Source organism: Bacillus sp. FJAT-49711 (genome assembly GCF_018343715.1).
Classification (GTDB): domain Bacteria; phylum Bacillota; class Bacilli; order Bacillales; family Bacillaceae_C; genus Lederbergia.
The window spans coordinates 1313741-1327514 of sequence record NZ_JAGYPL010000001.1; the positions used below are offsets into that span (position 1 = coordinate 1313741).

Sequence of the window (13774 nt, forward strand, 5' to 3'; positions counted from 1 at the left end):
TTCTTTTTCGACTTTATTCCTTCCAATTTTTGTAAATATTTTGCAAATTTTCTTTTACATTATTTATTTCTGCCATAAAATTTTTGATCTCGTCATTTGTTGCATGTAAACTCCCATATCGAACCCCTTCATAAATATTAATGGAGTTGTTGGATACTTGTATACCTATTCTGTCAAACCACTCCCTAAAAGATTCATATGGATATCTCCCTAGATTCTTTTTTGCTGCAAATTTCTCAAGGGATTTTATTTCCCTGCGAATGTCATTATCTATTTCGCTGTACAGTGGACGTATGGTTGTTACATTTTTAAGTGGTGCAGCATTTGTATAAAAAGGATTTGTTGGTATATGAGAATCAACAAGCTGCGGGCGTCGATTTTTAAGCTTTTTAAAAGCATATATTGCCACTATGCTTAAAATAATTAAAATGATCGCTATGGCAATATTATTAAAGGCTTTTGTCGATTCAAGTTTTAATACAATATCTGCATCCAATTTACCATGCGTCTCTCCAGGAGAAATATTCTTATGTTCTACTTCCTGATTCAAGATTGATTTTGTAAATAATCCGATAATAGGTTCACTAATAAACATCAATAGTTTTGCAAATATGGATAAAATCTGATCAAGTAGTTGACGAACATAATGGGAAAATACATACACAATGAAAAAAGCGCCAATCAACATTCCACTCGTTCCGACAAAAAAAGTAATGAAAATTAACTTCTTACCTTTTTCATGTCCAATTTCAAAATATCTGCCAATAAAAGTCCCTGTTGAAAAAATTAGAAACTGAAGTAAGACGAGCAAAAGCACCCAATACAAAAATGGTAAAGAGAATATTGCAGCAACTATCCAAATCATCAGTGCTGATAATACTGTAAATATTAATACCCCTTCACCATCGACGATCTCGTCATGTATATTATTCTCTAGTTCCTTTTTTAAAATAAAGAAAAGAAATAACGCAGCAAAAAGAACAACCAACAAAGGGACACGAAATATAAAGCTTACTAGAAAGATCGGTGGTAAAGCAAATATTACATAATTAAAAACATATCCTTTTCCATTAATACAATGAAAAACAAACACAAATAAACACCCTAAGCTCACTAACAGGATGAATGGCCAAGCAATGGTATTAAAAGTTAATCCACTTAAATGGATTGGCGAAATAATTAAGCTTACTAATATTGATTTCATTAAGAAACTTCTTATGTTCTCCCACTTGAAATATCTCTCAGTCATCATAGCGCCATTTTCTTTTGCTTCCATTGCCTTAAGACTCCCTTGCCATGAATATTCTCCACTTCATAAATCGATCTTCCTGTTATGGATAAATTCATAAGTTGATGTTGTATACCCATATTTTTCGAGCCTGAATAAATAATGACAGTTGGTAAGTCTTCGTTTTTTAAATGACTTAACATTTGTACGGTAGGAAACGAAAGAGATGAGAAACTTAGTATAGTAAGCAACTCAAGAGCTGCTTGTCTGTGTTTTTGGCCTTGGCCCTCATTCAAATAATAATAAGGAGTTTTTCCAGAGGTCCTTATATTTACAGCTAATGAAAAAGGGATTTCTTTTTTAAGAGCGTAATCAATCATAAATGCTGTTTGAGCAATCATCTCTTCTAGTCTGGCATTTACGGAGTAGTGTTCGGAAATATTCATGATAATCATCCACCCTCGTGAAGCAACCCTCGAAAATTCTTTTGATTGTAAGCTTTGCATTTTTGCGCTTGCTTTCCAATGGATATGTTGGAACGGATCTCCCGCAATATAATTTCTTATTCCGATTGGATTCATCGTATCATTGAATAATGATGTTTTGACATCTTGTAACCCTTGTTTGTTCTTGAAATCTAGATCGGGGATGTAAACGGAAATCCTTTCGGGATAAACAAAAATGTGAGTATGCATTTGATTTTGGTACATTAGGTCAATATGCCCACTCCCAAATAAATGAGGAATTCTAACTATCAATTCTCTTATTTGCGATTTCCCTCTTTTATGCGCCGTAACAGGAATAAAAATCTCCTTTTCTTGGTCCTTCCATATAGAAATAGGGACCGTTGCTTCTACAAGCCCGTTATTTATTTTATATGGAATACCTGATGGAATAACTGATGCTTCAAAAGTTATTTTTAAAGAAGCTCTAAAGATCGGCATCCCTTTGTTTATTAAGATTATTTTCCACCTATCTTCATCATCAATAATAAGAAAGTTTTTTTCCTTTATACTCACAACATGTAATTGATTTCCTGCAACCTTTAAATAATATGAGTGTAAGAGTAAGATAACTAGGCAAGAAACAAAAATAAACATCGTAAGCAATTGATTTACAATAAAAGCGATGATGACAAAAAGAAATAAAATACGAGTGGTGTAGTATAAAGATCTATTAGCGGAATTAGGTAAACGGAACCATTGTTTCATTTTGTTTCTGCCTCTACAGGTACTGCTACACTCTGTATAATTTCGGTGAAAATCTCTTCTACCGTTTTTGTAAGCGAAGCTTCGATGGTTAAATGAAGCCTGTGAGCTAGAACAGCTTCAGCAACTAATAAAACATCATCAGGAATTACATAATCCCTTTCCTTAAGAAAGGCTGCTCCTTGACTGGCTCTAATTAATGCCAATGCAGCTCTAGGACTTGCACCTAGTTCAATATCTGCATGTTCTCTTGTTTGACGAATAATCGCTATTATGTATTTTTCAATATCCTCATCAACTTTGACCATTTTAACAGCTACACGCATAGTTGAAATATCTGCAGAGGATATAACCGCTTTAATGTCAGTAAAAGGATTAGTTTCTCGAAACCTTCTAATCATATTCAATTCTTCTTCAAAACTAGGATATTGTATTTGTAGCTTTATAAAAAACCGATCTAATTGCGCTGCAGGCAGAGGAAATGTTCCTTGCTGTGTTTCAACTGGATTTTGAGTCGCAATCACCATAAACGGATCAGGTAATATTAGTGTTTCACCATCAATGGTAACCTGTTTTTCCTCCATTACTTCCAATAAGCTCGATTGCGTCCTTGGTGTAGCCCGGTTAATTTCATCTGCCAATAATATATTCGTCATGACAGGGCCTGGTCTTAGTTCAAAATCCTTCGTCTTAGGATTGAAATATTGTATTCCACTCACATCACTTGGCAGTACATCTGGAGTAAATTGAACTCTTTTAAACTCGCCATTTATACTTTTTGCAAATGTCTTTCCTAATAAAGTTTTTCCTGTACCAGGGACACTTTCTAATAATACATGCCCCCCTTGAAGCAGGGAAATAATCAAGAAATCCATTTCTGTATCTCTCCCGATAAGTACTTTGGAAATTTCATCTTTTAGTATGTTTAACTTTTTAAGCATATTCCTTCCTCCTACACGACAACTACATCACAACTTAATTGCAAAATTTGTCCATTTTTAGTATCTTCTATATCATACATTTTTTAGTAAACAATTTGTATTTCATCTTGCACTTTTATTAAGAATAGTGCAATATAGTAGCAAAAGCGTAAGGCGCCCGATTAGCGAAGTACATTTTTTAGGTTGTGGCTGTTAAGGAAACACAGTGGTCAAGAAAAGAGAAGGAAAGTGGATGGCGCTGGAGCTAAACGCAGCAAAAGAAAATTACACCTTGAAATAATACTAGAGATAGATGAAAAACAAGGGAGAGATCAATATTGAAAATCGCAGAAGTTGGTAATATTATTGAATTTAAAGACGGTCTTCAAGGTATTGTCGAAAAAATAAATGAGAATTCTGTCATTGTAGATTTAACGTATATGGAAAATTACCGCGATTTCGATTTAGAAGAAAAAACGGTTGTCAATCATAAAAATTACAAAATAATTCACGAATCTGTAAACGTTTAATGCAAGCGATGCCGCTTGCATTTTGTTTTTTGAAAATTGGATTTAGATAGGAAAGGAAGACATGATGAAGAAATATTTTTTAGACTGGAAGTTAGTGAGCGGATTTATTTTAGCATTTGTATTCATCTATTTAACATTTGAAAGCAAACAAGTATTTTGGTATTTATATACTGCGACAATGTTGTTTCTTATAAGCTTTGCCATCATTAATGAAAAACTGGACGATGAAGCCTCAACAAAGCAATATATTTCTATTGGTGTCCTTTCAGGAATTGCTCTCTTTTTACTTTTTGCAGCAGGTGATTGGATTATTTCTTATTTCCCGAAAACCTTTAGCATACAAGTATCAAAATTATACACCCGTTTCTCACTTGAATGGATATGGCATTATTTTGTATTGTTTTTTATTATTATCCCTGGTGAAGAAATATTTTGGAGAGGATTTATATTAAAAAGACTGATGAGAAAAATGAGGATCGGAAATGCTATATTGGCTTCAGCACTATTTAACGCCATTGCTTTTTCTTTATCTGGGTATTTTATTTTAATTATTGCTGCGTTTATAAGTGGGCTTGTATGGGGAATATTGTATGCTTGGAAACGAAGCATGCCTCTATTAATTGTATCTCATTTAGTCTTTGATCTACTTTTATTGATCATCTTTCCGCTATCTTAATATAGAAAAATATACATTGTAACATTTTCCTTTCAACATCGTCTAACCAAACAGAAGGGTTATATAAGGAGGAAATAAGATGATAAAAACGATAAAAATACTTTCAGCCTGTTTTTTAGCAATGCTGCTGCTAGTCGCATGTGGAACAACAGGTCGTGAAGAAGCAAATTTAACGAATGGAAGCGGGGCTGGCGGAAACCAAGAAAAGAATGACGCCCCTAAAAAAGAAGAGAAAGCAGCTGACGAAATAGAGAAAGAGGAACCTGAAGCGGAATCCGATGATAGTGTTGAAGAAGAAGACACTTCACAAAAAATCCGATTGTTTGAAATGAATTTGACATACTCAATAAATGAAAAAACTAAGGAAGATACAGCTTTCTTACGCTCAAGCGATAATCAAGATTATTCCCTTTACGTACTACCAGAATTTGAACTAACTGGTGAAGAACCAAATAAAGATGTTCTTTATTTAAAAGAAAATGATCGTCATTTTATGAGAATTGAATTACTTCCAAATGAATCGAATATAGATGAAGCTGTTCAAACGATTAAAGATCAATTGACGGCTGTAAATTCAAATGTTAAGCAGCTGAAAGCGGAAGATTCACAAAAGTGGCTAGAAAATGCGCATATTTTTCAAGCTGAAAATAATGAAGAACGTGTAACAGCTTATATAATTAATAAGGGTGACTTTATTTTGAAATTATCAATCTTTACTAAAATTGAAGATAATTATATTGATCCATTTTTAAAAATGGCGGAAACAATTGAAAAGAAATAAGATCAAGACGGCTATTCGTTTAGCCGTCTTTTTCATTAGAAGATTCAGGTTTCATCCAAAGGATTAACAAAAAAAGCAAACTAATATAACCAAAAGTAGGATACAACATGCCAAGCAGCTTACCGTACTCTACCCTGCTTATAATATAAACACAAAAAATGACGCATCCATGAATCCAAAAACTTTGAATAGCTGCGTAGCGACGAATTTGACGTTCCAATCCATACATATTTCCAATTAATGAAGTGAAAATTTCCCCATAAATAATAAGTAAATAAATGAAGTAAATGCCGCTTGCCGCCCCTTTTACAATGACAGCCATTGGTATATCAAATAAAATTGGATTTGGAATTGACTTTAAAATGATATGACTCGAGATCAATATCATCGTTAAAATTAACCCTCCAATGAAGCCTCCAAGCTTTACAATTGATTTCTCGTTAATTTCCACTGCAATTGGCACTAGGACAGCTTGAGCAAGTGCTAAATTAAAGGCTGCATATGAAAAAGCAGCTATAATCGCTTTTATACTAATGGAAACTTCCGGAATAGTTAGTATAGAAATAAATAAATTTTCACTTTCAAAAGATCTTAATAATAAGATCAAATTAAAAAAGATTAACATTGGAACAACAAATGTATTAACTGCAAATAATCCTTTTACGCCAACTGCCATGACCAATAATGCTAATGCTATTGTGATGACAGATCCTATCGTATGAGAAAAACCAAGCTGTTCTTTAAATAAAGCTTCTGCCCCTGAAAGCATGACCGCACATACCCCTATCAACATAACCATAGTAAATACATTCATAATTTTAGAGAATATCTTACCAAATAAATATTCATTAAATTCTTCAAAAGATGTAGCTTGAATATCAATTGCTTTTATCATTATTTTTGTTCCTAGAAAAATAAATAAAAATCCAGCTAAAAGTATAGAGACTAACCCCCAAAATTCATACTGAGTAAAAAATTCAACGATTTCTCTCCCGGTAGCAAACCCTGCACCAATAACAGTACCAACGTATACTGCAGCCACTTGTAAAGCGCCTGTCCACTTTTTCAAGACATCGCTCCTCTTCTTCTTTTTTCATCCTTTTAAACCATATGTGCTGGAACGAAAAAAAATCCAAAAAAATGATAATAAAGCTTGAAAGTCAAAATAGGTCAGTGTATAATGTCAATAGAAGGTCAAAATAGGTCAATTAATTTCTCCTATTTCCCCTTTTATTTTTTAATCTTTTGGTCAAAGTTAGTCAAAATCAAATTGGAGGATTGATATTCATGTTATGTAGTAAATGTCAAACAAACCATGCTAACATTCAACTCCACTTAAATATTAATGGTCATAAACAATCGTTGCCTTTATGTTCTAAATGCTACGCAATGGAAAAAGATAAACTAAATGCTTCAATGCAAGGCCCAAGTGGATTTGAAGATTTATTCAAAGGTTTTTCTATGCCTGAGAGTCAAATCAATAATAAAGTAAAAACTAAAATACCGAATAAAAACAATGGATTTCTTGATCAATTTGGCCGAAATCTTAATGATGCTGCAAAAGCAGGACTCATCGATCCTGTCATTGGGCGAGAAAAAGAAATCGACAGGATCATCGAAATTTTAAATCGCAGGAATAAAAATAATCCAGTATTAATTGGTGAGCCTGGTGTTGGTAAAACAGCCATTGCTGAAGGACTTGCCTTAAAAATTATTGAAAAAGATGTTCCTGCAAAATTAAAGAATAAAGAGGTCTACTTGCTCGATGTCGCTTCACTTGTTGCCAATACTGGGATTCGGGGACAATTCGAGGAAAGAATGAAGCAGCTTATTACAGAGTTGCAAGAACGCAAAAATACAATATTATTTATCGATGAAATACATCTCATTGTTGGTGCTGGTTCAGCAGAAGGATCAATGGATGCCGGCAATATCTTAAAACCAGCCCTTGCAAGAGGTGAGCTCCAAGTCATTGGGGCGACTACTCTAAAGGAGTATAGACAAATTGAAAAAGACGCTGCCCTCGAAAGACGTTTTCAACCTGTTCAAGTTGGAGAACCTTCGAGTGAAAAAGCGGTTAAAATCATACAAGGCCTGAAAGAAAAGTATGAAAACTTTCATCAAGTCAAGTACAGTGATGCCGCCATTAAAGCATGTGTTGAACTTTCGAGCAGATATATCCAAGATCGATATCTTCCGGATAAAGCGATTGATTTAATGGATGAAGCAGGATCGAAGTTAAACTTGACAATGAAATCACCGAAACATGAAAATGTTCAGCAACGTATTGCAGAAATTGAACAAGAAAAACAAAAAGCCCTATCGGAAGAAAACTATGAACTTGCTGCTAAGCTTCGTGACGAAGAGGTAAGTCTTGAACAGTTATTAAGTGATCATTCAAATAATGACAAGCCTATCGTTGAGGTTAGCCATATACAAGAAATTATAGAATTTAAAACAGGAATTCCTGTCGGAAAGCTTCAAGACGAAGAACAGCAAAAAATGAAACATCTTGAGGAAAACCTAGCTAAAAAAGTTATTGGTCAGAAAGAGGCTGTAACGAAAGTGGCGAAAGCCATACGTCGCAGCAGAGCAGGGATTAAAGCAAAAAATCGTCCGATCGGATCCTTCCTATTTGTCGGTCCTACTGGAGTCGGTAAGACAGAATTAACGAAAAGCCTTGCCGAAGAATTATTTGGTACAAAGGAAGCGTTAATTCGCCTTGATATGAGTGAATATATGGAAAAACATAGTGTTTCCAAATTAATTGGCTCCCCTCCTGGGTATGTTGGACACGAAGAAGCTGGACAATTAACAGAAAGAGTACGCAGAAATCCTTATAGTATTATTCTTTTAGATGAGATCGAAAAAGCACATCCTGATGTTCAGCATATGTTCCTGCAAATTCTTGAAGATGGACGACTTACTGACAGTCAAGGAAGAACGGTAAGCTTTAAAGATACAGTTATCATTATGACAAGTAATGCTGGTACTAGCGGTGCAAAGCAAATCCATGTAGGTTTCAATCAAAGTGATATTGTGAAAGAAACAAATATTCTTGATTCACTCGGTTCTTTCTTTAAACCTGAGTTTCTGAATCGCTTCGACAATATTATAGAATTTAATACACTAGAAAAAAGTCATTTACTATCTATAGTTCAGCTTCTACTAAATGAGCTTGACCAAAATGTAAATGGACAAGAAATTAAACTCGAAGTTACTGATGAAGTTAAAGACAAGTTAGTAGAACTAGGCTATCATCCTAATTTTGGTGCCCGTGCCCTTCGCAGAGTCATCCAAGAACAGTTGGAAGATAAAATTGCAGACTTCATACTTGATCATCCAGAGGAAAAGAATTTACAAGCGGTGTTAATAGATAACAATATTAGATTAGTCTCCATTTCACATTAGAAATAACAGTAAGTAGTCCCGATTCAATATTAATCGGGACTACTTTTTCGTATATATTCATTTAAGGTCTTATCTACCATGGTTCGGGACGGATCTTTTACTGATATCCTTTTCTTTTGTCAATTGAAGGTCGATTGGGACAAATTTCCTCATTCTTTATGAGGTTTGTCCATCAAGACGTGTTCGATAGACAAATTCCTTATGCTTGCATGTTTTTTGTCCATCATAACTCTTTTGATGGACAAATTTCCTCATTCTTTATGAGGTTCGTCCATCAAGACGTGTTCGATAGACAAATTCCTTATGCTTACATGTTTTTTGTCCATCATGACTCTTTTGAAGGACAAATTTCCTCATTCTTTATGATGTTCGTCTATCAAGACGTGTTCGATAGACAAATTCCTTATGCTTATGTTTTTTGTCCATCATGACTCTTTTGATGGTCAAATTCTTTTTTTCTGTATGCGTTTTGTCCCTCAACAGGTGACGAATTGATTCACATTCGATTGAAAAGACTATTTTTTTCCTACAGTAATGTTTCCGCTCCGTCAATGTAAATTTCAGATCCTGATATATGATTGGAAGCGTCGGATGCCAAAAAGTGTATAAGATTGGCTACTTGTTCTGGTTGACCAGGTCCTTCTTCAAGTGGATGGCTCCCTTCAGGATATTCCACTGGAATTTGCACCTTTCTAAGTTTTTCTTCATTCGGATGTGTATTTTCCCCGATATTTGTTTCTATTGCTCCTGGGCAAATAATATTCACTCGTATTTTATATTTGGCCAGCTCTAATGCTGCCATTTTTCCAAAGGCCATTTGCCCAGCTTTTGAACTGCTATACGCCGACATACCTATTCCAGAAAATTTGCGATTTCCATTGATCGAACTCGTAATAATGATACTGCCGCCAGCCTCTTTCAAATAAGGGATAGAATACTTTACAGTTAAAAATGTACTTTTTAAATTTGTAGAAATTGTCTTGTCCCAGTCTTCTGGCGAAAAATCTTCGATTGGCGTGACTACTCCATTTATACCAGCGTTCGCAAACACTACATCAAGTCGTCCAAATTCCGATACTACGTGATTAATGGCGTTTTCAACCCGCTCAGGATCAGATAAGTCAACATCCAATATAATCGATTTTCCGCCAAACTGCTCAATTTCTTGTTTTACTTTTTCTGCTTTCTTTTCTTTAAGGTCAAGAAGACCAACAGACGCACCAGACTTTGCCAGTCTAATTGCGGAAGCAGCACCAATGCCTGATGCGGCACCTGTTACGATGGCTACTTTATTTTTTAAGGACATTAAATGATCTTCCATAAGGTAAACCCTCCTCTTTTTTCTTTGGACAGTTTACCCATTTTCGACCATTCTAGTCCTGTTAATTTCCGTACTTATATGTGGCCGCGCCTTGAATATTAGTTTTTACTCTAAATAAACCACCTGTATGAGGATACTTATTTAAGATATCTTCATCTATTCCTGTTCTCGCGGTAGTAATAAATAATTCATCCATATTCTCACCGCCAAAAACACATGAAGTTACATGTGGTGCAGGCACAGGAATAGAGTCCAACATTTCACCCGTAAACGGATTCCATTTTGTAACTCGATAACCTCCCCAATGTGCTACCCAAATATTACCTTCCACGTCAGATGTCATCCCGTCTGGGGCACCTATTCCTTTGGGAATTTGCACTGCCACACGGCTATTACATATCTCACCCGTTTCAAGATCGTAGTCGAATGCCGTCACTTGCATCGTTGGAGTATCAATATAATACATCGTCGTAAAATCAGGATTCCAGGCGATTCCATTGGAACAAGTTATATTATCCACTACTTTTTTCACTTGCCCATTTTGGTCTAGGCAATAAAAATTCCCTTTCCCCTTTTCGCCATCATAAGGCATTGTCCCTGCCCAAAACCTTCCTTTAGGGTCACATTTCCCGTCATTAAAGCGATTATTTGGTAAATGCTGCTCAGGGTCTACAATCGCTGTCAGTTTTCCAGAAGGTAAATCGATTTCATAAAAACCACTTTGTAATACGGCTGCAAGACCTCCCCCTTTTTTGGGCACGACAGCTCCAATATGCTCTTCCAATTGAATCATTTCGATCTTGCCGCTTGCGGGCTCGTATGTATGAATTCGTTTACCAAGAATATCAACCCAATATAAAACTTTAGATTCCGCATCCCAGGATGGCCCTTCTCCTAGTTCAGCTTTTGCATCTACAATTAATTCAACTTCATAGCTCATTCCCCTACACCCTTTCTCACTTTTTTACGAAAAAGCTCCGACTAAATAATAATCGGAGTTGTTTTCGTTGCGCTTATTTATTCATCAGCTTTTTTAAGTTCGCAATATTTATTTTTGAACTTTCCATTGGATCCCCATCAAACTTTTCTTGTTCTATGATGAACCATTTTACATTGTTTTTTGTGCCGACATTCAGCAAGCTTTCAATATCCAAACTTCCTGAACCAATCTCAATGCTTCTCTTTTCATCATTTTCCACTGTCATATCTTTTAAATGAAGGGATACAATTCGATCACCGTGTTTATTAATAATGTCCATCGGATCTAGATCAGCAAAAGTTGCCCAGTAGCAATCAAGTTCAATTTTTACTAATTCTGGATCAGAATTTCCAAATAATATATCAAAACCCGTTGCATCGCCAAACTTTTCGAATTCGAAGCTATGGTTATGATACGCAAATGTAAAGCCTTCTTCTTTACATGCTTGTCCAATTTTATTAAATTCTTCTGCTGTTCTTTTCCATGCATCCTCGCTGTCGCGATATTGCGGAGCTATGGCCGGAACAATTAACAAGTCATTTCCAATTTCCCGATTATATTTAAACGTTTCAATTAACTGCACATCTTTAAAAGCATCAAACATAATATGGCTGCCTGCTACCGTAATGCCTTTCTCATCGAGAACAGTCTTTAATTCGTGGGCTGGAGTATTAAAATAACCGGCAAATTGAATGGCATCATACCCCATATCAGCCACTTTTCTTACTGTTCCTAGGAAATCTTTTTCAGCTGCTTCCCTTACTGAATACAATTGTAAGGCTGCATTTCCCATTTGCAACATTCCTCTCATATTTTATTTTTCCCTTAAAAATACTTATTCGACCTCTGATTACAATAACCCTTTCTTATCGTTTCATTATTTAGCATAAGGAAGTGAATACTGTCTTACATAACTGTTCGTAACAGTAATTCGATGTGTTGGAACAGAATATTTATTTTTAGTATTCTGAAACAGTTGATAATATTCGTTCAATAGAGTATCAAGTTCTTGGCTGCATTGAATGGTCTTGGGTGAATTTAATCCATAAAGTTTTCCAAATAAACACATTTTCTCACGTTTTTCCTGAATTCTAATTAAAAATAGAGCTTTTTCTTTACTTCCACCATACATTTTCTGTTCTCCCCCATATATTGACCTAAAAACTCAACTATGCCATTATCTCAACAATATTTGTAATTGTAAATGGATTCGCAAAATTAGACAATCTTTTTATAACTTGTCACTAATTCTTAACAATTGACCAGTATATTTAGCAAACGTCATTGAATCGATATTGAACCGTAATGTTACTTTGGCTTAATTAAGGGTAAAATTAATCGAAATAACAATAAAAGCGTAAGCACCTATTTATCGAAGTATAGTCCCCAAAGAAGAGGCTTCGTCGACAAAGACATAAGGAAGTGAGGATTTTACTCGACATTCCTGCTTTGATCTTTAACTATGAGGACGCGTCTTACTTCCTTATCGTAGAAATAGGGACAGAAACTTTCTAGTCGGTTGGTGCTGAACTATACAACTATGAAACTGGTGATTATTATGGAGAAAAGAAATTACTATTTTGACAATGCAAAGTTTATCTTGATATTTTTAGTCGTTTTCGGACATTTAATCCAATCATATATAGATTCTAATTCCTTTTTTTCCTCACTGTACAAATTACTCTATACCTTTCATATGCCGGCCTTTATTCTTATATCAGGTTTTTTTGCAAAAGGTATTTACGAAAAAGGCTATTTGAAGAAAATCACTAAAAAGTTAATCATCCCATATATAATCTTTCAAATCATATACTCCATTTTTTACTTTATTTTATATAGTAAATCAATGATAAAAATTGATATCTTAAATCCTCACTGGTCCCTTTGGTTTTTAATCAGTTTGTTTTGTTGGAATATTATGCTCATTGGTTTTAATAAGTTAAAGCCTATGTACGCAGTTAGTTTAGCATTACTTATCGGCCTGCTCGTTGGTTATATCGATTGGATCTCCAATTATCTTAGTCTTTCGAGAACCTTTGTATTTTTCCCTTTTTTCATAGTAGGATATTATTTGAAAAAGGAACATTTCCAGCTATTATCGCGATCAAGAACAAAAGTGTTGATGGCAGGTACGGTATTAATCGTTGCTTTACTTATCTTTGTTATTCCAGAATTGGATGAGAAGTGGTTATTAGGTTCAAAACCTTATAGTTATTTGGAAAGCATTTCCGCTATTGCCCTGATTAAAAGAATGGGCGTTTATACAATGAATTTCTTAATGGTCGCTGGATTTTTTGCCTTTGTTCCAAAAAGACATTTCTTTTTTACGAAGTTGGGCAGGAATACACTTTATGTCTATTTGCTTCATGGATTTATTGTTCGGGCATTCAGAGGTAGTTCAATTGAGTCATACGTATATGATTCAAAAACCCTCTTTATCATATTATTCCTTTCTCTTTTACTCACAGTAATTTTATCTAGTAAACTTGTGAAAATCGCAACTCAACCCATCATCGAATTGAAATCGTCAGGCTTGCAAAAATCATTCAATCGTTTTAAAGAAAATTTCAGTGAACCACGCGGGCAGAATGAATAACTGCCCGTTTTTTCATTTATTGAGGTTTTGGAATAAGTCCTGTAAAATAGTTAGGATAACACGGCAAAAGCAGAAGCGCCCATCCTTATGAAAAGGCCTATGACGGGTCCGTCTTTACACAATT

13 protein-coding genes are annotated in these 13774 nt (G+C 34.9%); 5 read left to right on the forward strand and 8 right to left on the reverse strand.

Annotated features, from left to right (window positions below):
* Nucleotides 1-13: 13 nt before the first annotated feature.
* The 3 genes from KHA96_RS06350 to KHA96_RS06360 are packed head-to-tail and all read right to left on the reverse strand — an operon-like array spanning nt 14 to nt 3377.
* Nucleotides 14-1276 (reverse strand): hypothetical protein, encoded by a 1263-nt coding sequence (locus tag KHA96_RS06350; RefSeq protein ID WP_213128403.1) that lies wholly within the window; start codon nt 1274-1276, stop codon nt 14-16.
* On the reverse strand, nt 1249-2439 hold the full coding sequence (locus KHA96_RS06355; protein ID WP_213128404.1) for a DUF58 domain-containing protein: 1191 nt from the start codon (nt 2437-2439) through the stop codon (nt 1249-1251). The genes KHA96_RS06350 and KHA96_RS06355 overlap by 28 nt, the downstream gene beginning before the upstream one ends.
* Nucleotides 2436-3377, reverse strand: coding sequence for an AAA family ATPase (locus tag KHA96_RS06360; RefSeq protein ID WP_213128405.1), 942 nt, complete (start codon nt 3375-3377; stop codon nt 2436-2438). The genes KHA96_RS06355 and KHA96_RS06360 overlap by 4 nt, the downstream gene beginning before the upstream one ends.
* A 317-nt stretch (nt 3378-3694) precedes the next feature.
* On the opposite strand from KHA96_RS06360, the gene KHA96_RS06365 reads away from it, so the two are divergent.
* From KHA96_RS06365 to KHA96_RS06375, 3 genes are all read left to right on the forward strand, one after another.
* Nucleotides 3695-3886: a YkvS family protein gene (locus KHA96_RS06365; protein WP_213128406.1), complete on the forward strand. Its 192-nt coding sequence runs from the start codon at nt 3695-3697 to the stop codon at nt 3884-3886.
* A 64-nt stretch (nt 3887-3950) separates the two neighbouring features.
* Nucleotides 3951-4562: a CPBP family intramembrane glutamic endopeptidase gene (locus tag KHA96_RS06370; protein WP_213128407.1), complete on the forward strand. Its 612-nt coding sequence runs from the start codon at nt 3951-3953 to the stop codon at nt 4560-4562.
* A 79-nt stretch (nt 4563-4641) separates the two neighbouring features.
* Complete coding sequence (locus KHA96_RS06375) at nt 4642-5343, forward strand: hypothetical protein (RefSeq protein WP_213128408.1); 702 nt, start codon at nt 4642-4644, stop codon at nt 5341-5343.
* Nucleotides 5344-5362: 19 nt separating this feature from the next.
* On the opposite strand, the gene KHA96_RS06380 is transcribed toward KHA96_RS06375, so the two are convergent.
* Nucleotides 5363-6412 carry a YkvI family membrane protein gene (locus KHA96_RS06380; RefSeq protein ID WP_213128409.1) on the reverse strand — a complete coding sequence of 350 codons (1050 nt, stop codon included), beginning with the start codon at nt 6410-6412 and terminating at the stop codon, nt 5363-5365.
* 218 nt (nt 6413-6630) lie between these two features.
* On the opposite strand from KHA96_RS06380, the gene KHA96_RS06385 reads away from it, so the two are divergent.
* Nucleotides 6631-8754 (forward strand): ATP-dependent Clp protease ATP-binding subunit, encoded by a 2124-nt coding sequence (locus KHA96_RS06385; protein WP_213128410.1) that lies wholly within the window; start codon nt 6631-6633, stop codon nt 8752-8754.
* 526 nt (nt 8755-9280) lie between these two features.
* Here the strand turns inward: KHA96_RS06385 and KHA96_RS06390 are convergent.
* From KHA96_RS06390 to KHA96_RS06405, 4 genes are all read right to left on the reverse strand, one after another.
* Nucleotides 9281-10060: an SDR family oxidoreductase gene (locus KHA96_RS06390; protein ID WP_213128712.1), complete on the reverse strand. Its 780-nt coding sequence runs from the start codon at nt 10058-10060 to the stop codon at nt 9281-9283.
* A gap of 76 nt (nt 10061-10136) precedes the next feature.
* Nucleotides 10137-11015: an SMP-30/gluconolactonase/LRE family protein gene (locus tag KHA96_RS06395; RefSeq protein WP_213128411.1), complete on the reverse strand. Its 879-nt coding sequence runs from the start codon at nt 11013-11015 to the stop codon at nt 10137-10139.
* Between the two features lie 73 nt (nt 11016-11088).
* Complete coding sequence (locus KHA96_RS06400; protein ID WP_213128412.1) at nt 11089-11865, reverse strand: sugar phosphate isomerase/epimerase family protein; 777 nt, start codon at nt 11863-11865, stop codon at nt 11089-11091.
* A gap of 66 nt (nt 11866-11931) precedes the next feature.
* Nucleotides 11932-12186: an aspartyl-phosphate phosphatase Spo0E family protein gene (locus tag KHA96_RS06405; protein ID WP_213128413.1), complete on the reverse strand. Its 255-nt coding sequence runs from the start codon at nt 12184-12186 to the stop codon at nt 11932-11934.
* Between the two features lie 426 nt (nt 12187-12612).
* Here KHA96_RS06405 and KHA96_RS06410 point away from each other — a divergent pair, with 426 nt between their 5' ends.
* Nucleotides 12613-13650: an acyltransferase family protein gene (locus KHA96_RS06410; protein WP_213128414.1), complete on the forward strand. Its 1038-nt coding sequence runs from the start codon at nt 12613-12615 to the stop codon at nt 13648-13650.
* The last annotated feature ends 124 nt before the right edge of the window (nt 13651-13774 follow it).

Coding starts and splice junctions, on each gene's coding strand:
- KHA96_RS06385 (WP_213128410.1), top strand. CDS start 6,631: ATGTTATGTAGTAAATGTCAAACAAACCATGCTAACATTCAACTCCAC.
- KHA96_RS06400 (WP_213128412.1), bottom strand. CDS start 11,865: ATGAGAGGAATGTTGCAAATGGGAAATGCAGCCTTACAATTGTATTCA.
- KHA96_RS06350 (WP_213128403.1), bottom strand. CDS start 1,276: ATGGAAGCAAAAGAAAATGGCGCTATGATGACTGAGAGATATTTCAAG.
- KHA96_RS06395 (WP_213128411.1), bottom strand. CDS start 11,015: ATGAGCTATGAAGTTGAATTAATTGTAGATGCAAAAGCTGAACTAGGA.
- KHA96_RS06370 (WP_213128407.1), top strand. CDS start 3,951: ATGAAGAAATATTTTTTAGACTGGAAGTTAGTGAGCGGATTTATTTTA.
- KHA96_RS06405 (WP_213128413.1), bottom strand. CDS start 12,186: ATGTATGGTGGAAGTAAAGAAAAAGCTCTATTTTTAATTAGAATTCAG.
- KHA96_RS06410 (WP_213128414.1), top strand. CDS start 12,613: ATGGAGAAAAGAAATTACTATTTTGACAATGCAAAGTTTATCTTGATA.
- KHA96_RS06360 (WP_213128405.1), bottom strand. CDS start 3,377: ATGCTTAAAAAGTTAAACATACTAAAAGATGAAATTTCCAAAGTACTT.
- KHA96_RS06355 (WP_213128404.1), bottom strand. CDS start 2,439: ATGAAACAATGGTTCCGTTTACCTAATTCCGCTAATAGATCTTTATAC.
- KHA96_RS06390 (WP_213128712.1), bottom strand. CDS start 10,060: ATGTCCTTAAAAAATAAAGTAGCCATCGTAACAGGTGCCGCATCAGGC.
- KHA96_RS06375 (WP_213128408.1), top strand. CDS start 4,642: ATGATAAAAACGATAAAAATACTTTCAGCCTGTTTTTTAGCAATGCTG.